Genomic DNA, 17,538 nt, shown 5'->3' with positions numbered 1-17,538 from the left:
CAACCGTGGCACTGGTGCCACCATGGATTCGGGTGCCAGGCTCATGGCAGACCCCCGTCGAGGTGTCCTAGCGTCGATCCCATGAAACGCAATCGCCGTATCAGCGCTGTCGCGGTGCTGACGCTCGCCGCCCTCATCACCGGAACCGGCGCCGGGTTCGCCGCCACGACCACACCGTCGGCCACACCGGTGGCCACGCACGCGTTCGACACCGCACCGGCCACGGCCACGGCCACGGCCACCGCGTCCACGCCGTCCTTCCACGGCACGCTCCCCGCGCCGACCGGCCCCTACGCCGCCGGCGAGGACATCATCCACCTCACCGACACGAGCCGCCTCGACCCGTGGGTGCCGTCGTCCGGCCCCCGCCAACTGACCGTCACGATGGTCTACCCGGCCGTCCCCGGGACCGGGACTCCGGCCCCTTACATGACCCTCGCCGAGGCAGCCGGAATCACCGAGCGCCGGAAGATACCGGCGAGCTACGGCGTCACCCCGCAGACCCTTTCCAGCGTCACCACTCACGCCTTCGACGGCGCGCGGCCGCAACGCGGCAAGCATCCGCTGGTGGTCCTCTCAGCCGCAGCCGAGAACCCGCGCATGATGCTCACCTCGCTCGCGACCGACCTGGCCAGTCACGGCTACGTCGTCGCGCTCATCGGCCACACCTACGAGGACAGCGGCGAGACGCTGGCGAACGGCCAGACGCCGCCGTGCGCGATCTGCGATCACCCGGAAACGATCGACTTCGACGCCGAAGCTGTCAGCCGCGGGCGGGACGTGTCCTTCGTGATCGACCAGTTGACGCACGGCAACACCGCGTGGCACCTGGCACACCTCATCGACAAGCACGAGATCGGCATGGCCGGACACTCCCTCGGCGGAGCGGCGGCGGCCGCCACGATGATCGCCGACCCGCGAGTACGGGCCGGAGTGGACATGGACGGCGCCTTCCACCCGGTCCCGATGCCCGGCCAGATCAACCGGCCCTTCCTCATGCTGGGTAGCGACGGCCACACGCCCGGCAGCGGCGACGGCATCGCGGGGCGGGCCTGGGCCGCCCTCGGCGGCTACAAGAAGTGGCTGACGGTCGTCGGCGCCGACCACTTCAGCTTCTCCGACCTGGACGTGCTTCAGGAGCAGGCCGGGCTCCCGACGGGGCCCCTCTCCCCGGAACGCGGGGTGGCGATCACCCGCGAGTACGTGACGGCGTTCTTCGACCAGACGCTGAAGGGGATCCACAGTCCGCTGCTGGACGGCCCCTCGCCGAACAATCCGGAAGTAGCCTTCCAGTCCTAGTCCAGCGCCGCGTTGATCCTTCGGGGTTCATGCGGCTTTGAGCGGGCTGCCGTCGTAGGTCCGGCGGTAGGGCTTGGCGTCGTGTTCGTCGTAGGCCAAGACGAAGGTGTCGATGGCCTCGGCCAGTTCGTCGCGGGAGGCGAACTGGCGCTGATCACCAGCGCGTTCGCACCGGGGCATAGTACCTGTTCCACCGGGCCCGGTCTACCTGCCGACGGCCAGCAGAAGCCGACCTGCCGACCCGAGATGCTGTCCGCCCACAGGCCGAGATCAAGATCTACAGCTGGTACTAGGTTCACCATGAGATCGGGTACAGGTTTCATGGCACCGTCCTCGTGCGGTGCCCTAGCGTCGTGCCATGACGATTCCAGCTCGACTGAGACGCACGGTCCTCCGGGCGCGGCGGGACACCTGCTTTCTTGCCGCTGGTGTGCTGCCGCACCTGGCGCTGGTGCCCGTGTGGGCCTGGGCGGCGGCGACTACCGCCAGGACGGGGAACTGGCTCCTTACGGTTTCCATGTCGGCCGCCCTGGTCCTGCTCGGAACCCCGGTGCTGACGGTCGTTCAGCGGGCTCGCTACCGGGTGCTCATCGGTGTGGACGTCCCCCGGCTCACCCCCACCGCGCCGGAACAATGGACGTGGGCCTCGACCGCCCGGTGGCTCGCGGCGACGCGGCCTTGGCGCAAGATCGGCTACCACCTCCTGCTGGGCCCGCTGCTCGCGTTGCTGGAGCTGCTGGTGCTCGCGGTGGCAGCGGCGTGCCTGGCGGGCGTCATCGCCTACGCCTGGTCATGGGCGCTGCCAACCGGAATCCGCCAGGACTGGTTCGGCTACCTGACCCAGCTGCCGGCCTACACAGCGGCTGGACTCCTCCTCCTGTGCGCCCTGCCCTGGACCGCGCGGGCAGTAGCCCGGGCCGAGGCGCGGCTGGCGTTGGGCCTGCTCGGGCCCAGCCGGGCGCAGCGGCTCCAGGAGCGGGTCGATCAGCTGGCCGTGAGCCGGACCGACTTGATCGAGGCCGTCGACGCGGAGCGCCGCCGGATCGAGCGCGACCTGCACGACGGCACCCAGCAGCGGTTGGTGTCTCTCGCGGTCAACCTGGGTCTGGCCCTTGCCACCCGCCCGGACCTGCCGAGTGATGACCGCGAGGTGATCGCGAGAGCGCACCTGGAGGCGAAGGAGGCGATCACCGAACTCAATGATCTGGTGCGGGGGCTGCACCCGGCCGTGCTCGAAGACCGAGGTCTGGACGCGGCGTTGTCCGGGCTGGCTGCCCGCACGCCCCTGCCGGTGCGGCTGCGGGTCAATCTGGAGGAGCGGGTGGCGCCCAGCGTGGAGTCGGTCGCGTACTTCGTGATCTCTGAGGCGCTGACCAATGCGACGAAGCACGCCAACGCGATGCATGCGGAGGTGATAGTCCGTCAGGTCGGCGAGGTACTGCGAGTGCGCGTTACCGACGACGGGCTGGGCGGTGCCGACGCCGCCGCCGGCACGGGGCTGACCGGGCTGGCCAAGCGGGTCGGCTCCCTCGACGGGGCCTTCCACGTCAGCAGCCCCGTTGGCGGGCCCACCACCGTCACCGCGGAGCTGCCGTGCGCGCGGTGATCGCCGAGGATTCGGTGTTGTTGCGGGTCGGGCTGATCAAGGTGCTGGAGATGGGCGGGTTCCAGGTCGCCGCCGAAGCCGGCGATGCGGAGGGGCTGTTGGCGGCGGTGGCGGAGCACCGGCCCGAACTCGCCTTGATCGATGTCCGGATGCCGCCCGGCTTCACCGACGAGGGGGTGCGGGCGGCGATGGAGATCCGTCGGCGCTGGCCGGGGACGGCGGTGATGCTGCTTTCGCAGTACGTGGAGGAGCGGTACGCGGCTGACCTGCTGTCTGCGAACACCAGCGGTGTGGGCTACCTGCTCAAGCAGCGGGTTGCCGATGTCGCCGACTTCGTGGCGGCGGTCCGGCGAGTGGCGGACGGGGGTACGGCCCTGGACCCGCAGGTCGTCGCCCAGTTGCTGCTGCGGCGCGACAGCGACCCGCTCGCGCGGCTGACCCCCCGCGAACGGGAGGTGCTCGGCCTGATGGCCGAGGGGCGCTCCAATGCCGGCATCGCGCAGGCGCTGGTGGTCAGCGAGAGCGCCGTGGCGAAGCACATCAACAACATCTTCGCCAAGCTCGACCTGCCCGTGGTCGACGCGGACCACCGCCGCGTCCTGGCCGTGCTGCGGTTCCTCGGAGCGTCCCGGGCCTGACCTTCCCATCCGTGATCACGATCTACGGCTGGAGTACTAACCCCAGAAGAACGAATCTCACTGTCCAATTTGCTGCCACAGCCGGAAGGGCTGGACCCCACGGGTCCAGCCCTTCCGCATATCCAGGGTGAGGCCCCGGCCGCGACTTGTCAGGGAGGCGACCTGGGCCCGCAATCACACCCTACCGACGCCACCACCCCCCCATGGACACTCCAGCCGGGCCCAACAGGTCACCCGATCAGTGGCTCCCAATCTCGCCGGAACGGCTCCCGAATTCGCCGAAGAACACCCACCGGGGTCGAGTACATCACCGCCACGAATGGCCTACACCTGGCTCCCGTTCACACCGGAGCAGTGGCTCCCATATGACCCGACAAAATCAAGGTGGGCATGGGGAAGGTCCTTTCCACGTCAGCTGAAGAGGACTTCGAGCCGTTCCAGGGAGAGCGGGACGTCCGCCAGCCGGTAGCCGGCCGGCGGTTCGCGGTGCATGAGGTGGCGCACCAGGTAGTCCCAGCGGCGGCGGGCGACGTAGCCGTTGCGGCCGAGGAAGCTGTGCTCGACGCCGGGGACTATCAGCAGGTCGAAGTCCTTGTTCGCGTCGATCAGCGCGTCGACCAGCCGCATCGTCAGATGCGGTGTCACGTTGTCGTCCATGTCGCCGTGGACGAGCAGTAGTTTGCCGACCAGGTTCCCGGCCAGCTGGGTGTTGGACAGCCGGGCCCCGGCGTCCGGGTCGAACGGTCCGTCGTAGGTCTCGGCCCACAGCGCGTGGTAGTGGCGGTTGTCGTGGTTGCCGGCCTCGGCCACGCCGACCTTGTAGAAGTCGGGGAACGCCAGGAGGGCGCGGGCGGTGGTGAACCCCCCGCCGGAGAGGCCGAAGACACCGACCCGGTCCAGGTCCAGCCACGGACGCGTTTCCGCGAGTTGGCGCAGCGCCGCGACATGGTCTTCGAGTGCGCCCGCGCTGCCCATGTTGCGGTGGGCGTGATCGTGGAAGGCCTTGTCCCGGCCGGGCGTTCCGCGGCCGTCGACGGCCAGCACCGCGAAGCCCAGCGCCGCCACCGCCTCGGCGTCGTAGCCGTAGGCGCCCGGGTCGAAGGAGGCCGCCACCCGGTGGGTCTGCGGGCCCGGGTAGGGGTGGTCGATCACCGGGTAGCGCTGCGCGGCGTCGAAGCCGTGGGGCTTGTAGAGGACGCCGTAGATCTCGGTGACGCCGTCGGCGGCCAGGGTCCTGACCCGCTCCGGCGGCGTCCAGCCGGCGGCCAGCAGCGGTGTGATGTCGGCCTGTTCCAGCTCGACCAGCACGGCTCCGCCCCGGTCACGCACGGTGATCCTCGGTGGGGTGTCGACGGTCGACGCGGAGTCGACGAACCAGCGGCCGTGTTCCGGCGCGGTGATCACGTGGTCCAGATCGTCGTCGGTGAGCTTGGCGGTCCCGCCGCCGTCCAGGCCGACCCGGAGCAGCGACCGTCGGTACGGGTCGGCCTGGACCAGTCCTGAGACGACGACGTACGCGGCCCGTTCCGCCTCGTCGACGTGCACGATCTCCTGCACCGCGAACGGCCCTCGGGTGAGCTGTTCGACCAGCGCCCCGTCCTCGTAGCGGTACAGGTGCCCCCAGCCGTCGCGCTGGGAGTACCACAGCGTCTCGCGGCCGCCGGCGAGCACGTGCACGATCGGCTTCTGGGCGACCTCCTGCGCGGCCTCCACCCGCGTGTCGCCGTGCTCCTCGACCAGGGTGCGCACCTCGCCGGTCGCCGGGTCGAGTGCGTGCAGCCGCAGCGTCCGGAGGTCACGGGGCTGATCCAGGTAGTAGACGGCCGCGCTGTCCTTGGCCCACCACGCCTTCTTCAGCGTGACAGGTGACAGGTAGGGCAGCAGGAACGGGTCGGTCCTGGCGGGTGTCGCGGTCCGGGACGCGATGTCGAAGACGATCCACTCGCCGCGGGCCATCGGCTCGCCGGGGACCGGGTAGTGGTAGCTGCGCAGGCGCGGCCGGCCGCCGTCCGGCGGGACGGCTTCGACCAGGTGCATCAGGGCGACATCGCTCTGGTCGGTGCGGTGGGTGAGGACGCGCGCCGAGTCCGGCGACCACAGCAGCGCCGGCGGCATGTCCGCAAGACCGAGCTTGCCGAGCAGGTGCGTGGGGACCGCCGCGTCGGGTTGGGCCGCATAGCTGCGATCCGCGGTGCCGTCGGCGGTGAGCGCGAACTCCTCGCCCGTCTCGACCGAACGCACCCACAGGTCGTGGTCGCGGAGGAACGCCGCCCACTTCTTGTCCGGCGAGACGACTTCCAGCGGTGAGGGTTGGACGTGCTTCTCGTCCCGCGCGCACCGGTAGTCGGCCAGCCGGCAGGTCCAGCGCGCGTCGAACGCGTCGAACGCGACCGTCCCGTCCGCCAACTCGACCGCCCGGAACGGCAGCGCGTACGGCTGGACCGGCTGGCCGGCGGCGGACGCCAGCGCGGCGGCGAGCCGTTCGGGGTCGAACGCCGGCCCCCGGGTCCCGGCGGCGGGGTCGACCAGCACGAACTCGCCGCCCCGCTCGGTCTCGACCCGGTACCAGAACCTCTCGCCGCCGCCGATCCAGACGGGCTTCGCCTTGGCCCGCAGGGCGAGCCGGGACCGGTTGTGCAGCAGCATCCGCTCAGCTCGGTCGTAGGCAGTGGCGGGGAGTGCATGTGTGGACATCCGACCTCCTGGAATCAGTCTCGATCCAGGAACAGTACAGCGTACGGTACAGTAATGGAACTGCGGTCCCGAACGAATCAGGAACCCCGATGCCATCGCCCAGGCGCAAGACAACGCCCGCTCGCGCACCCCGCGGCACCCTCAGCCCCGAGGCCATCGTCCACGCGGCGATCGAACTGATCGACCGCGACGGACTGGACGCGGTGACCATCCGTCGGCTCGCCGACCAACTGGGCGTCCGCCCGATGTCGCTCTACACGCACTTCCGCGACAAGGACGCGATCCTCCTCGCCGTCACCGCGGAGCTGCTGAGCCGATTCCGGTGGCCCGACCCCGGCCTCGACGACGTCGAATGGCTCCGGCAGGTGATGCACGCCTACTTCGAACTGTTCATCACGCACCCTGTCCTCCTGCAGATCAACACCCCCTCCGACGGAGTCGGCGAGATCGAGGCCCGCATGTCCGAGCAGATCTACGCCCGCCTGGAGCGACTGCGGGTCGACCACCGGACGGCGATCGGCCTGCTGGCCACGCTGATCCGCTTCGTCCTCGGCTGCGCCACGCTCTACCCCGTCCGCCGGGCCTGGGACGAGGACCCGCAGCACTGGGAACGGGTCCGCCAACAGTGGGCCCGCCTCCCGGCCGAGGTGTACCCGGCGATGCACGCCACCACCGTCGACTTCCCGACCTTCACCCAGCGGGACGTCTTCGAGTTCGGCCTCGACGCCATCCTCGCCTCGCTCCCACGATCGCCCTGACGGCCCTGCGCTCGCACAGCTACGGCTAAGTGACAAGTAGCTCTCTGTAGCGTGCGACACGAGGTCGCACCGTGCAACGAAGGCCAGCCACGTGAGGGAGGTGTCGATCGGCTGGGCTTCGGGCCAGTGTCCAAGGCCCGTCCCCGCGCTCCCATGCGTCGCTGGTAACGGCGGGGTGTGAAGCGGAGCGTTCAAGCTCAAGGGTGCTGGCCATCGGGACGCTACAAGCGGGGGGAAGGCCGAACGGGCGAACGAAAGTGAACCCCTGATGATGCCCCGTCAAGCTGAAGTCGCGCGATGGCAGGAAAGCGGCGGCTGAAGGACCCGGTGCTGCAAGGCACCAGGCGACCTCCAGTCAGCTCAGGCTGGAGGGTGGACACCGTCGGTCCCGGGGTAGAGGGCGCGCCCACCCCGGCCGCGTCTTACTGGTGCGGAACCGGTTGCCGGGCTCCTGGGGCGGTCACCGTACGGCGGCGTGGCGCATGTCGGTGAGGGCGGAGGCGGCGTGCAGCTCGCGCAGTGCGAAGTCGCGCACCGCCCGGCCGCCTGCTGTCCGGTCCCAGTGCTCCAGCACGCTGGTGCGCTCGGTGATCGCGGTGACATCGCCCCTGCGCAGGCGGGAGAGTGGCCGGGCGGGTGGCAGCATGGCGGCCAGTGCGACCGCGAGAACGTCTCGGCGGTTCGAGGAACTCACCTCATCGTGGTGATCGTGGTGGTGGGCCTGCTTGGCGACCCAGGCCCAGCTCGGCCGCTGTCCCCGCTCCCAGGACCAGGCAGAGGGCTTGCCGGTAGTGCTCGTGCGGCCAGGTGATGAGGCCACGTTCTATGCGCGAGACGTAGCCGGCGTCAAACGACGATTCCCGCTCGGTCGCCTCTTCGACCAGCCCTCGCACCCGCTCGGCGACCTGGCGCTGTGTCAGATTCCGGGAGAGCCGCGCGCGCCTGAACAGCGCGTTCACCATGACGCTCCACCCCCAACTCTCGCTTCAGGGAGACGATTCAGCGTATCGGCCAGGCCATGGACTGCCCACTGAAATGCCCTCGCACTGTCACCCGATCCGGTGGTCTCCTGGACATGCCCCACCCGCCGTCAGGAACCGGCGGCGGAAACGGCAACCCGCACCCGGCCAGAGCCGTACAGTCCTGGCCATGACGACCGACATCACCACCGCGTCGTGGCGCGAGATCGAACGCACCACCGTCTTCAGCAAGTTCGGCCGATCCGTCGACCGTGTCGACTTCGAACTGCCCGACGGCAGGAAAGAGGAGTTCTACCTCAAGAGCGAGCGCCCGGCCGGCGCGGTGCTCGCCCTCACCCCCGACCAGCGCGTCATCCTCGCCCGCCAGTACCGGCCCGGCCCCGGCCGCGTGCTGTTCGAACTGCCCGGCGGCTTCATCGAACCCGGGGAGCAAGCGGCCGACGCCGTCGCCCGGGAACTGCTGGAGGAGACCGGCTACCAGGGCGAGGTCCAGGTGGTCGGGCCGTACTGGCACGACGCCTACTCCGACACCCGCCGCTTCGTCTTCGTCGCCACCGGCTGCACCAAGGTCGCCGAACCGACCCCAGAACGCACCGAGTTCATCGACGTCGCCACCCTCGCCTTGGCCGAGTTCCGCACCCGCGTGCTCCGCACGGGCGAGATGACCGACACCGCCGCGGCCTACCTCGCCCTGGACCACCTCCGGCTCCTGTAACCCGGGGGACACGGCGGGGCGGGCAGGTCGGCGACCTCGCGCTCACCCGCCCACCCCCGGGAGGACACCCGTGACCGAACGGAGCACCACCGACACCACCGCCCCGTACTACAGCAGCACGCTCGTCTCGCTGCCCGCCCACGCCGTCGCCCTGGTCCTGAAGGTGGCCCGGGACCTGCTGCCCCACCTCGAGCACTCCATCACCTCGATCGCCAAGATGCTCGGCGTCAGCCCCGGCACCCTCTGCAACCACACCCCCGACCCGCGCGAGGTGCGCGCCAGCCGCACCGGCATCCCTGCCCAGCTCGAAGCGAGCACCCGGTGATCCCCGGCGAGCACCGACGAGCACCGGCTCAAGGGCGGCGCGCCGCTGCTCGGCGCCGAGGCCCACGGCGAGCCCGGCCCGTTCGGCACCTGGACCGACGAGCGCGACCAGGAGCACGACGACGGGTCGGCCGACCGGTCCGAAGACGAGCTGCGGTGCTGGCGGCGGTGCGACCTTGGCGCGTGGCCGCCCGCCACACGGGGCGTGTGGCGGGCGGTGTTCGGGACCGGTTCGGCGGGCGTACGGGCTACCGGCGGCGGAAGTCGATGCGCAGGTTGAGGTCCATGAAGTCCTTCTCCTCCCCGCCCCCGGTGTACGACTGGAGGTAGATCCGGACGTCCCCCATCGGGATCTCCCGGGGAAGCGTGAAGGTCCAGGTCTGCTTCCACTTCCCGGCGGGCGGCCGGGTGGCCCCCTCCAACTCCGCCCCCAGCATCTTCAGCACCTCGGGCAGCGTGGCCGTTTTCCGCAGCAGCGTCACGAGTCCCAGCTTCACCTGGACCTGGCACTGCACCTGGGTCAGATCGACCTGCTCCTTGAGTCGGCCGGCCATCTCCCACCGCAGTTCCTTCCCCGGTTCGGGAGAGGAGGGCGTCAGGGTGATGTCCTGGATTTCGAGGACGTAGGAGTCGTCACTGCGGTCTTCGATCAGATCGGTAAGCATGGACCAAGCGTACTCACGCAACTACTCTCCGCATCCGGTATTCGATGATCAGACACAGTCGGAGGCCCCGGCCAGGACCGAAGCGCCGGGCGTCAAAAGTTCTGACAGCAACCCGGACTTTCCGTTCCCACCGGGACCCCTTCTCCACCAGGCCGCCTCGCTCGAACCGATGCTCACAATGCTGCGGATCGGATCCGGACGCTCGGGAAGATGCTTGCCGAGGCCGAGCATCGCGGACACAGGCGCATGATCCGGCTGCTGACCTGCCCGGCGCACGGGGTGATCACCTTCGCCGGGGCGACCTATCGGATTGACATGCGGTTCTGCTCGGGGCGGTGCCGGTCCCGGGCGTACCGTCTGCGCGCCGCTCGCCGGGCGAGGCTCGCAGCGTGACGTGAAGCCGTTGCGCTACCGACGGTATGACACCTCTACGTCACGCTATTGGCCCCGAAAGGCGATTGCAGAGAGTTGCGATAGCCACTCTGGGCTACTTGTCACTTCGCCGTAGCTGTGCGAGCTCGGAGCCGTGACGCAGGTCATAGGAACCCGGGCGGGCGGGGCACCAGATAGGGGGCGTGGACTCTTCAGATCGAGAAGTGCGCGCGAGGGTGCGGGCCGGTGACCGGGACGCGTTCGGGCAGCTCTTCGACACGTATGCGCGCGCGGTGTACAACCACGTGTTCCGGCTCACCGGGGACTGGTCGACGGCGGAGGACGTGATGTCGTTGACGTTCCTGGAGGCCTGGCGCCGGCACGACCGGGTCGAGGCGGAGGGCGGGTCGCTGCGGCCCTGGCTGCTGGGCATCGCCACGAAGCTGGTCAGCAACCAGCGCCGGGCCGCCCGGCGGCACTGGCAGGTACTGGCGCAGCTCCCGCCAGCCCGCGAGGACGTTCCCGACTTCGCGCAGGAGGTGGCCGGGCGGATCGACGACGCGGCGCGGATCGCGGCCCTGCAGCAGTCGCTGGCGCGGTTGCGCCGCCCGGACCGCGAGGTGCTGGCCCTGTGCGTGTGGGCGGGCCTGGACTACCAGGAGGCCGCCGAGGCCCTGGGCGTACCGGTGGGCACCGTACGCTCACGCCTGTCCCGGGCCCGGACCCGGCTGCACCGTCTCGCCGAGACGGCCCAGCGCCGGGCGCAGCGGAAAAAAGTGGAACCCGGCCGTGGCCGGAACCAGATCCAGGGTGGGTCCGCGAGCGCGGCCCCGTCCCCGAAGGAGGTACACCAGTGAACGCCGGACAGCGGCCGGAGCCGGTCGAGCGCGCGGAACTGCTCGGGCAGGTGCCCGTGCCGGCCGAGCGCGACCTCCCCGCAGGACGCCACGCCCTACACCGGGAGCGCCTGATGCGCCAGATCGACCTCGACACCTCCACCCCCACCACGGCCCCCACCCCGGCCCCGGCCCCCGCCAGGCCGCGCTTTCGGCGGCGGCTGACCGTCACCCTCGCCGGTGCGCTCGTCGTGGGTACGGCCGTGGCCGTGGCCGTGGCGCAGTCCTCGCGGGGCGGCGTCAGCGGGCCGCTGAGCTCTGCGGAACTGGCCAGCTGGACCGGCGTCCCGACACCGCTGGCCGCTTCGACCGGCCCGGGCGCCACCGCCGAGAAGTGGTGCCTGGACCGGATGGCCGGCGGCCCGGGCGCCGGGGCACCCGTCAAGATCACCAACGCGGACCTGCGGGGCAAGGTCGCCTCCATGGTCGTCAACCGCGGCGGCAAGACCATGCTCTGCTACGTCGCCTCGGAGACCAGCGGCCTGTGGGAGGCGATCGACCCGGTGAAGAACGTGGCGGCCGATGCGGTCACGTACGACACGGGCGGCTCCCACGGTGACGGGGACGCCATGTTCAACTACGCGCAGGGCTCCGTGGGGGCCGGTGTGAAGGCGATCACCATGCAGGTCGCCGGACGCACCTTCCAGGTCACCGTGGCGGACGGCCGCTGGACCGCCTGGTGGCCCGGGACCATGTCACACCGCGCCGTCCCCGACACGGTCACCGTCACCCTCGCCGACGGCACCACCCGCGTCGTCAGCGGCAGTTCGCTGTTCGCCAGGTGAGACCCCCCGGGTGCGCGCTGAGCGCCTGGATCAGGCGGCGCCTGGTCGGGCCTGCGCGCTCCCGGGCCGGCGGCGCATCCCGGTCGCGATCTCCTCCTCGGCGGCGCCGCGAGCGCGTCGGGCCTGGCCGTGGGCCGGGCCCGCCGTTCGCGGCGTTCGAGGCGTTCGCGGCATTTCCGGTGTTCAAGGCGGTCAAGGCGTTCACGGCGTCTGCGGCGTCTGCGGCGTCTGCGGAGGGGGCGCGGGCGGGGGTGGCGCCCTCCCCTCCGATACCGGGCCGACCTGGAACCGAAGCGGACAAAGTAGGATGGCTCAACTCCCGCGCTACGCGCGAAGAGTTCCATAAATGCCCTATTTGTTCGATTTATCTCCGCTTCACACGCACGGAGCCACCCTCATGGACAACCCGTCGAACGCCGAGACCGGCGGCGCGATAGAAACCCGCGGCATCGAACCCGTCCCCGACCACGAGCGCGGGGGCAGAGTCCGCGAGCTCTTCCCGACCTGGGTCGCCGCGAACATCAGCGTTCTGCTGCTCACCATGGGCGCCGCCCTGGTGGTGTTCAACCAGTTGAACTTCTGGCAGGTCCTGATCGTCGCGGCGAGCGCCGCGCTCATCTCGTTCGGCCTGGTCGGCGTGCTGTCGGTCTCCGGCAAGTGGGGCGGGGCGCCGGGCGCGACCCTCTCGCGGGCCACCTTCGGGGTGCGCGGCAACCTCTTCCCCGGCGCCGTGCTCTGGATCGCCCGGTTCGGCTGGGAGACGATCAACGCCGTCACCGGCGCCTACGCCGTGCTGACCGTCCTCGACCTGCTCTTCGGCGTCAAGACCAACACCGCGCTGATCGTCATCACGCTCTTCGCCTTCGTCGCCTGCACCTTCCTGGTCTCCGGCATGGGACGTAAGGCGCTGAACGTCTGCAACACCTGGTCGACGTACCTCTTCGGTGTCTTCAGCGTGCTGGTACTGGGCTACCTGGTCGCCACCATGCACTGGAGCGAGGTCTTCGCCAAGCCCGCGGGCACCACCGCGATGATGATCGCCGGCATCGGGACCATCGCCGCCGGCGGCATCAGCTGGGTCCCCACCGGCCCGGACTTCGCCCGCTACCTCCCGCACGCCGCCTCCGGCAGGAAGATCGTCGGCGTGACGGTCTCCGGCGCCGGCCTGGTGATGGTGCCCATGGTGCTCATGGGCGCCGTGATGGCGGTGGCCTCGCCCGGCCTGGCCCAGGCCGCCGACCCGGTCTCCTTCCTCGGCGACCTGCTGCCGACCTGGCTGGCCGTGCCCTACCTGCTGACCGCGATCGTGGGCATGCTGCTGATCAACAGCCTCTCCATGTACTCGGCCGGCTTCACCGCACAGACCATGGGCGTCAAGCTGCCACGCGCCACGGCCGTCAGCATCAACGCCGTGATCTCACTGGTCGGCGGCCTGCTGCTGATGCTGGTCGCCAAGAGCTTCCTGGGCTCCTTCATCACCTTCCTCATCCTGCTCGCCGTCTCCTTCTCGGCCTGGATCGGCGTCTACGCGGTGGACATGTTCCGGCGCCGCTCACGCGCGGTGCGCTACGACGCCGCCGGGCTCATGGACACCAGCAGGAACAGCCGCTACTGGTACACGGGCGGCTTCTGCTGGCAGGCCATGGTGTCCTGGGTGCTCGCCCTGCTGCTGGGGCTCGCCTTCACCAAGTGCGACTGGTTCGCCGGCCCGCTCTCCGACACCCCGGTCGGCAGGTACGGGCTCGCCTGGGCAGCGACCATCGTGATCTCCGCCGCGATCATGGCAGCACTCCCCGCCCCCCGGGAGAACACCCCCGCCGCCACCGGACAGCCCGCCGACCGCCAGGCGGAGCAGCCCGAACGGGCCGCTGCCTGACCCCGAGGCGCGGCCCACCACCCACCCCGACCCACCCCGACACACCCCGACCGCCCGGTCGCCGCCTCACCCGAGCCGGCGACCGGGCGGTCCCGTTCCGCCACCACACCCGGGCACCGGCCGAGGTGACGTCCGGGTTCTGTCGTCAGTGTCCGGGCAGCTGGGGCGGCGCGGATTTCAGCCCGTCCAGGGTGAGGTCGAGGAGGCGTTCGGCCTGCTCGCGCTGCTCGGGTTTGGCCGAGGTGAGGGCGATTCCGGCGAGGGCGGCGAACATGTCGGTCGGACGGATGTCGGAGCGGATCGTTCCGGCGGCGGCACCGGCCTCCATCAGGGAGTTGAGGGCGCCCTGAATCATCTCGTGACTGTCGGCGTAGGGGTTGCTGCCCGAGGCGACGACGGCTCGCAGGGCGTCGGCCATGCCGTATTTGGCGGTGGCGTAGTCGATGAAGCGGCGAGTCCACACCCGCAGGGCCTCGGCGGGCGGCATCGTCGCCAGGAGGCCGGCGGCGGCCTCGCACAGCCGGGCCACTTCGTTGCGGTACGCCGCCTCGATCAGCGCCTCTCGGGTCGGGAAGTTGCGGTAGAGCGTGCCCGTTCCCACGCCCGCTTCCCTGGCGATGCGCTCGAAGTGGGCGTCGAGCCCCTCCTCGCTGAACACGCGCACCGCGGCGGCCAGGATCTTGTCCCGGTTGCGCTGCGCGTCGGCCCTCAGCGGGCGCCCTGCCTCTCGGGTCATCGGCGGCTCGTTCCCTTCTCCGTTGCTAAGTGGAGGCTCCGCCACTTAACCTGGGCGAAGTGGCGGAGCCTCCACTTTCACTCTAGGGCATGGTCCGACCTGCCCGGACGCCCCCTCTGCTCCGCACTCCACACTCCACACACCGCAATCCGCAATCCGCACTCTGGAAGGACAGGCGAGCATGCCGGGAATCGAAGGCAAGGTCGTGGCGATCACGGGCGCCAGCAGCGGCATCGGCGAGGCGACCGCGCTTCTGCTGGCCGAGCGAGGCGCGAAGGTCGTCCTCGGGGCACGCCGTCCGGAGCGTCTCGCGGCCCTGGCCGCCCGCATCGAACAGGCCGGTGGCGAGGCTGCCTGGATCCGCACGGACGTGACGCGGCGCGAGGACCTCCCCGGCCTCGTCAAGCTGGCATGCGAGCGCTACGGCAAGCTCGACGTCCTCGTCAGCAACGCCGGGATCGGCCTGATCTCCCCCCTCGACGACCTGCGCGTCGAGGACTGGGAGCAGATGATCGACGTCAACCTCAAAGGGGTCCTGTACGGAATCGCCGCGGCCCTTCCCCTCTTCCGGGAGCAGGGATTCGGGCACTTCGTCAACACCGTGTCCACCGCCGGACTGCGCATCGTCCCGCTCCAGTCGGTGTACGCCGCCACCAAGAACGCCGTGCGCACCGTCTCCGAGGGCCTGCGCCAGGAGGCGGGCGCCAACCTGCGCGTGACCGTCGTCTCACCCGGCGCTGTCCGCACCGACTTCGCGGAGCACATGGACCCGGCTGCGAAGGCCCAGATCGACAAGCTGATGGAGATCGCCCTCCCGCCGGCCGCAGTGGCCCGCGCCATCGCCTTCGCCATCGAGCAGCCGGACGGTGTCGACGTCGGCGACATCGTCGTTCGCCCCACCGCCCAGGGATAGGCCCCCCCCGGGACCGGGTGGGGTGAGCGGTCGGACCGGGGCGCTGGTGCTTGCCGTAGCCTGGCGGTGCCCTGCTCCCGGTTCGGTCGAGGTCATGGAATTTCGTCAGTTGCGGTACTTCGTGGCGGTGGCGGAGGAGTTGCACTTCGGTCGCGCAGCCGAGCGGTTGATGATCGTGCAGTCGGCCGTCAGCCAGCAGATCGGCCGGCTGGAGCGCGAGCTGGGCGTCGAGTTGTTCGACCGCTCGGGGCGCCGCGTGCGGCTGAGTGCCGCGGGGGCGGCGTTCCTGCCCGGCGCCCGTGAGGTGTTGGCGGCCGGACAGCGGGCCCTGGACCTGGTCGGCGGCTTCGTCGCCGAGCGGGAGAGCGTGCTGCGCGTCGGGACGAGCCGGGGAATGGGCGTGCGGTTGGAACGGGTGCTGGAGGCGCTGGAGCGAATCGCGCCCGGCACCCGGGTGGAGTTGGCCTCGGCGGCGCCGGAGGAACGCCTGCGGCGGGTCGCCGACCGGGAGTGGGACGCGGCCTTCGTACGCGGGGAGGTGGCGGCGCCGCAGGGCGTGCGGCTGATCCCGGTGTGGCGGGAGGAACTCGTGGTCGCCCTGCCGGCCCGCCACCCGCTGGCCGGGGCGGACGCGGTCGACCTCGCCCGGCTCTCGGAGCTACCGCTTCACCTGACGGAACGCCGGAGCAACCCGCCGCTGGTCGATCTGGTCACGGCTGCCTGCCGGGACGCCGGGTTCGAGCCCGCGCCCGGACCACCGCACAGCTCGCTCCAGGACACCCTTGCGGCGCTGGGCGCGGGTGTTGCCGGCTGGACGGTGGTGTACGCGGCGCACGCCCACCAGCTGCGCGCCGGCCAGGTGGCCTTCCTGCCGGTGCGCTCCCCGGCCGGGGCGCGGAGCGCAGAGGCGGCGCTCTCCCTGCCCACCGTGTTGGCGGTGCACCGAGCCGCCGCCCCCGAGCGCGTGCGCTTCCTGCTGGAGGCCTGTCGGGAGGCGGCGCGCGACGATCGCGATTCGTGATCGCCGCGAACTCGAAGTGCTGCTGGATCGCGAGCTCCAACCGGAGTGAACTGGACACCCGCGGGTCACCGCCGCCGACGCGGCCGGTACCGCCGACCACGGTTGCCCACTCGATCCGCGGGCCGTGCCCTGCCCGGCACACCCGCCACCGGGCCGGCGCCGCACCCGGTCCTCCCGGACCGCCAACCGTTCTTAAGGAGCGACCATGACGGACACCACGACGGAACAGGGCACGGACCGGACGCCGTTGGCCGAGCGACTGCGGCGACCGGCGCTGACACGATCACTGCGACTCGGCGACACGAAAGTGACCTACGTGCCGGACGGGGCGGTGGAACTCAGCGCGCGCGGCTGGTTCCCCCGCAGCACGGACGAGGACTGGGCCGCCCACCCCGAGTACCTCGACGACTCCGGCAACCTGGCGGCGGGCATCGGCGCGCTGCTGGTGGAGCACGGCGACCGTGCGCTGCTGATCGACACGGGCTTCGGCCCGCAGTCGATTCCGGCTCAGCCGGGCAATCCGCGCGGGGCCATCCACGGCGGTGCGCTGCTCGACAACCTGGCCGCACTGGGCCGTCCGCCGGCCACGATCGAGGCCGTCGCCATCACCCACCTGCACCTCGACCACATCGGCTGGGCCTGGCACCCCGCCCCGGACCGCGACCTGCCCGCGTTCGCCGGCCGCGACCTCCTGGTCGCCGCACCCGAATGGGCACACCGCCACCTCCTGGCGGCGCGCGGCATCACCGACGAGATTCTCCAGGCCATGGCACCACAGGTGCGCACCGTCCTCGACGGCGACGAGATCTTCCCCGGCGTGCACGTGCTGCTCACCCCCGGCCACACCGCCGGACACGCGTCCTACGTCATCACCGGGGGCGGCGAGCGGCTGATCGCCTTCGGCGACGCCATGCACTCACCGGTCCAGGTGGACCACCCCGAATGGTCGGCCGCCGCCGACCTCGACCCCGACCGGGCCGTGCGGGAACGCCGTCGCCTGGTCGCCGAGTTGGCCCGACCGGGCACGATCGGCTTCGGCGTCCATTTCGCGGACGTGGTGTTCGGCCGGGTCCACCTCGACGGGGCCGGCCCCGCCTGGCGAGCCGTCGCCGACTGACCGCCCCCGACGGCCCCCGGCTTCGCAGGGTCGGCGTGGAGCCGGCGCTCCGGGGTGGTACGGGAACGCCAGCTCGCGGGCCAGCGGGCCGGAGCGGACGTCCGCCTCCAGCAGCCGGCACTCCTGCCCCGGCCCTCCTCGAC

Annotated in this window: 18 protein-coding genes; 12 read left to right on the top strand and 6 right to left on the bottom strand. The window is 70.9% G+C overall.

Features of this window, described 5'->3' with window-relative positions; translation table 11 throughout:
• Positions 1–81: 81 nt before the first annotated feature.
• A complete protein-coding gene (locus AB0O82_RS33345; protein ID WP_363587932.1) occupies positions 82–1,299 on the top strand; it encodes an alpha/beta hydrolase in 1,218 nt (405 codons plus the stop codon).
• A 27-nt stretch (positions 1,300–1,326) separates the two neighbouring features.
• On the opposite strand, the gene AB0O82_RS33340 is transcribed toward AB0O82_RS33345, so the two are convergent.
• Complete coding sequence (locus tag AB0O82_RS33340; protein WP_363587930.1) at positions 1,327–1,479, bottom strand: hypothetical protein; 153 nt, start codon at positions 1,477–1,479, stop codon at positions 1,327–1,329.
• 178 nt (positions 1,480–1,657) lie between these two features.
• Between AB0O82_RS33340 and AB0O82_RS33335 the strand changes: the two genes are divergently transcribed.
• Positions 1,658–2,905 carry a histidine kinase gene (locus AB0O82_RS33335; RefSeq protein ID WP_363587928.1) on the top strand — a complete coding sequence of 416 codons (1,248 nt, stop codon included), beginning with the start codon at positions 1,658–1,660 and terminating at the stop codon, positions 2,903–2,905.
• On the top strand, positions 2,893–3,543 hold the full coding sequence (locus tag AB0O82_RS33330; RefSeq protein ID WP_363587926.1) for a response regulator transcription factor: 651 nt from the start codon (positions 2,893–2,895) through the stop codon (positions 3,541–3,543). The genes AB0O82_RS33335 and AB0O82_RS33330 overlap by 13 nt, the downstream gene beginning before the upstream one ends.
• Before the next feature lie 411 nt (positions 3,544–3,954).
• Here the strand turns inward: AB0O82_RS33330 and AB0O82_RS33325 are convergent, their stop codons facing one another.
• Positions 3,955–6,237 (bottom strand): DPP IV N-terminal domain-containing protein, encoded by a 2,283-nt coding sequence (locus AB0O82_RS33325; protein ID WP_363587924.1) that lies wholly within the window; start codon positions 6,235–6,237, stop codon positions 3,955–3,957.
• A gap of 89 nt (positions 6,238–6,326) precedes the next feature.
• Here AB0O82_RS33325 and AB0O82_RS33320 point away from each other — a divergent pair, with 89 nt between their 5' ends.
• Positions 6,327–6,995, top strand: a complete 669-nt coding sequence (locus AB0O82_RS33320) for a TetR/AcrR family transcriptional regulator (RefSeq protein WP_363587922.1) — start codon at positions 6,327–6,329, stop codon at positions 6,993–6,995.
• A 460-nt stretch (positions 6,996–7,455) separates the two neighbouring features.
• Here the strand turns inward: AB0O82_RS33320 and AB0O82_RS33315 are convergent, their stop codons facing one another.
• Both AB0O82_RS33315 and AB0O82_RS33310 read right to left on the bottom strand, forming a co-directional pair.
• On the bottom strand, positions 7,456–7,689 hold the full coding sequence (locus AB0O82_RS33315; RefSeq protein WP_363587920.1) for a hypothetical protein: 234 nt from the start codon (positions 7,687–7,689) through the stop codon (positions 7,456–7,458).
• A 1-nt stretch (position 7,690) separates the two neighbouring features.
• The gene (locus tag AB0O82_RS33310) at positions 7,691–7,957 is read right to left on the bottom strand and encodes a helix-turn-helix transcriptional regulator (RefSeq protein ID WP_363587918.1); all 267 of its coding nucleotides are present in this window, start codon (positions 7,955–7,957) and stop codon (positions 7,691–7,693) included.
• A gap of 187 nt (positions 7,958–8,144) precedes the next feature.
• On the opposite strand from AB0O82_RS33310, the gene AB0O82_RS33305 reads away from it, so the two are divergent.
• Both AB0O82_RS33305 and AB0O82_RS33300 read left to right on the top strand, forming a co-directional pair.
• A complete protein-coding gene (locus AB0O82_RS33305) occupies positions 8,145–8,690 on the top strand; it encodes an NUDIX hydrolase (protein WP_363587916.1) in 546 nt (181 codons plus the stop codon).
• Positions 8,691–8,760: 70 nt separating this feature from the next.
• Positions 8,761–9,015, top strand: a complete 255-nt coding sequence (locus AB0O82_RS33300; RefSeq protein WP_363587914.1) for a hypothetical protein — start codon at positions 8,761–8,763, stop codon at positions 9,013–9,015.
• Positions 9,016–9,262: 247 nt separating this feature from the next.
• On the opposite strand, the gene AB0O82_RS33295 is transcribed toward AB0O82_RS33300, so the two are convergent.
• Entirely contained in the window at positions 9,263–9,679 is a 417-nt protein-coding gene (locus AB0O82_RS33295) for an ML domain-containing protein (RefSeq protein WP_363587912.1), read from the bottom strand.
• 596 nt (positions 9,680–10,275) lie between these two features.
• On the opposite strand from AB0O82_RS33295, the gene AB0O82_RS33290 reads away from it, so the two are divergent.
• The 3 genes from AB0O82_RS33290 (at position 10,276) to AB0O82_RS33280 (ending at position 13,608) form a co-directional block, all read left to right on the top strand.
• A complete protein-coding gene (locus AB0O82_RS33290) occupies positions 10,276–10,908 on the top strand; it encodes an RNA polymerase sigma factor (RefSeq protein ID WP_363587910.1) in 633 nt (210 codons plus the stop codon).
• Complete coding sequence (locus AB0O82_RS33285; protein WP_363587908.1) at positions 10,905–11,732, top strand: hypothetical protein; 828 nt, start codon at positions 10,905–10,907, stop codon at positions 11,730–11,732. The genes AB0O82_RS33290 and AB0O82_RS33285 overlap by 4 nt, the downstream gene beginning before the upstream one ends.
• A 397-nt stretch (positions 11,733–12,129) precedes the next feature.
• Positions 12,130–13,608, top strand: coding sequence for a cytosine permease (locus AB0O82_RS33280; protein ID WP_363587906.1), 1,479 nt, complete (start codon positions 12,130–12,132; stop codon positions 13,606–13,608).
• A 145-nt stretch (positions 13,609–13,753) separates the two neighbouring features.
• Here AB0O82_RS33280 and AB0O82_RS33275 read toward each other — a convergent pair whose 3' ends face one another.
• Positions 13,754–14,344, bottom strand: a complete 591-nt coding sequence (locus tag AB0O82_RS33275) for a helix-turn-helix domain-containing protein (protein WP_363587904.1) — start codon at positions 14,342–14,344, stop codon at positions 13,754–13,756.
• A 181-nt stretch (positions 14,345–14,525) separates the two neighbouring features.
• On the opposite strand from AB0O82_RS33275, the gene AB0O82_RS33270 reads away from it, so the two are divergent.
• The 3 genes from AB0O82_RS33270 to AB0O82_RS33260 all read left to right on the top strand — a co-directional run bounded on the left by AB0O82_RS33270 (position 14,526) and on the right by AB0O82_RS33260 (position 17,395).
• Positions 14,526–15,257 carry an SDR family oxidoreductase gene (locus tag AB0O82_RS33270; RefSeq protein ID WP_363587902.1) on the top strand — a complete coding sequence of 244 codons (732 nt, stop codon included), beginning with the start codon at positions 14,526–14,528 and terminating at the stop codon, positions 15,255–15,257.
• A gap of 94 nt (positions 15,258–15,351) precedes the next feature.
• On the top strand, positions 15,352–16,278 hold the full coding sequence (locus AB0O82_RS33265) for a LysR family transcriptional regulator (RefSeq protein ID WP_363587900.1): 927 nt from the start codon (positions 15,352–15,354) through the stop codon (positions 16,276–16,278).
• A 205-nt stretch (positions 16,279–16,483) separates the two neighbouring features.
• A complete protein-coding gene (locus tag AB0O82_RS33260; protein WP_363587898.1) occupies positions 16,484–17,395 on the top strand; it encodes an MBL fold metallo-hydrolase in 912 nt (303 codons plus the stop codon).
• Positions 17,396–17,538: the final 143 nt, after the last annotated feature.

Origin of the sequence: Kitasatospora sp. NPDC088264 (genome assembly GCF_040685715.1) — a bacterium.
Lineage (GTDB): Bacteria > Actinomycetota > Actinomycetes > Streptomycetales > Streptomycetaceae > Kitasatospora.
This window is presented reverse-complemented; position numbering and strand designations above follow the sequence as displayed.

Bases quoted from the DNA above. Each gene is read 5' to 3' on its own strand.
- AB0O82_RS33295 (WP_363587912.1), bottom strand. From the start codon at position 9,679: ATGCTTACCGATCTGATCGAAGACCGCAGTGACGACTCCTACGTCCTC.
- AB0O82_RS33320 (WP_363587922.1), top strand. From the start codon at position 6,327: ATGCCATCGCCCAGGCGCAAGACAACGCCCGCTCGCGCACCCCGCGGC.
- AB0O82_RS33310 (WP_363587918.1), bottom strand. From the start codon at position 7,957: ATGGTGAACGCGCTGTTCAGGCGCGCGCGGCTCTCCCGGAATCTGACA.
- AB0O82_RS33335 (WP_363587928.1), top strand. From the start codon at position 1,658: ATGACGATTCCAGCTCGACTGAGACGCACGGTCCTCCGGGCGCGGCGG.
- AB0O82_RS33345 (WP_363587932.1), top strand. From the start codon at position 82: ATGAAACGCAATCGCCGTATCAGCGCTGTCGCGGTGCTGACGCTCGCC.
- AB0O82_RS33280 (WP_363587906.1), top strand. From the start codon at position 12,130: ATGGACAACCCGTCGAACGCCGAGACCGGCGGCGCGATAGAAACCCGC.
- AB0O82_RS33260 (WP_363587898.1), top strand. From the start codon at position 16,484: ATGACGGACACCACGACGGAACAGGGCACGGACCGGACGCCGTTGGCC.
- AB0O82_RS33265 (WP_363587900.1), top strand. From the start codon at position 15,352: ATGGAATTTCGTCAGTTGCGGTACTTCGTGGCGGTGGCGGAGGAGTTG.
- AB0O82_RS33270 (WP_363587902.1), top strand. From the start codon at position 14,526: ATGCCGGGAATCGAAGGCAAGGTCGTGGCGATCACGGGCGCCAGCAGC.
- AB0O82_RS33305 (WP_363587916.1), top strand. From the start codon at position 8,145: ATGACGACCGACATCACCACCGCGTCGTGGCGCGAGATCGAACGCACC.
- AB0O82_RS33275 (WP_363587904.1), bottom strand. From the start codon at position 14,344: ATGACCCGAGAGGCAGGGCGCCCGCTGAGGGCCGACGCGCAGCGCAAC.
- AB0O82_RS33340 (WP_363587930.1), bottom strand. From the start codon at position 1,479: ATGCCCCGGTGCGAACGCGCTGGTGATCAGCGCCAGTTCGCCTCCCGC.
- AB0O82_RS33325 (WP_363587924.1), bottom strand. From the start codon at position 6,237: ATGTCCACACATGCACTCCCCGCCACTGCCTACGACCGAGCTGAGCGG.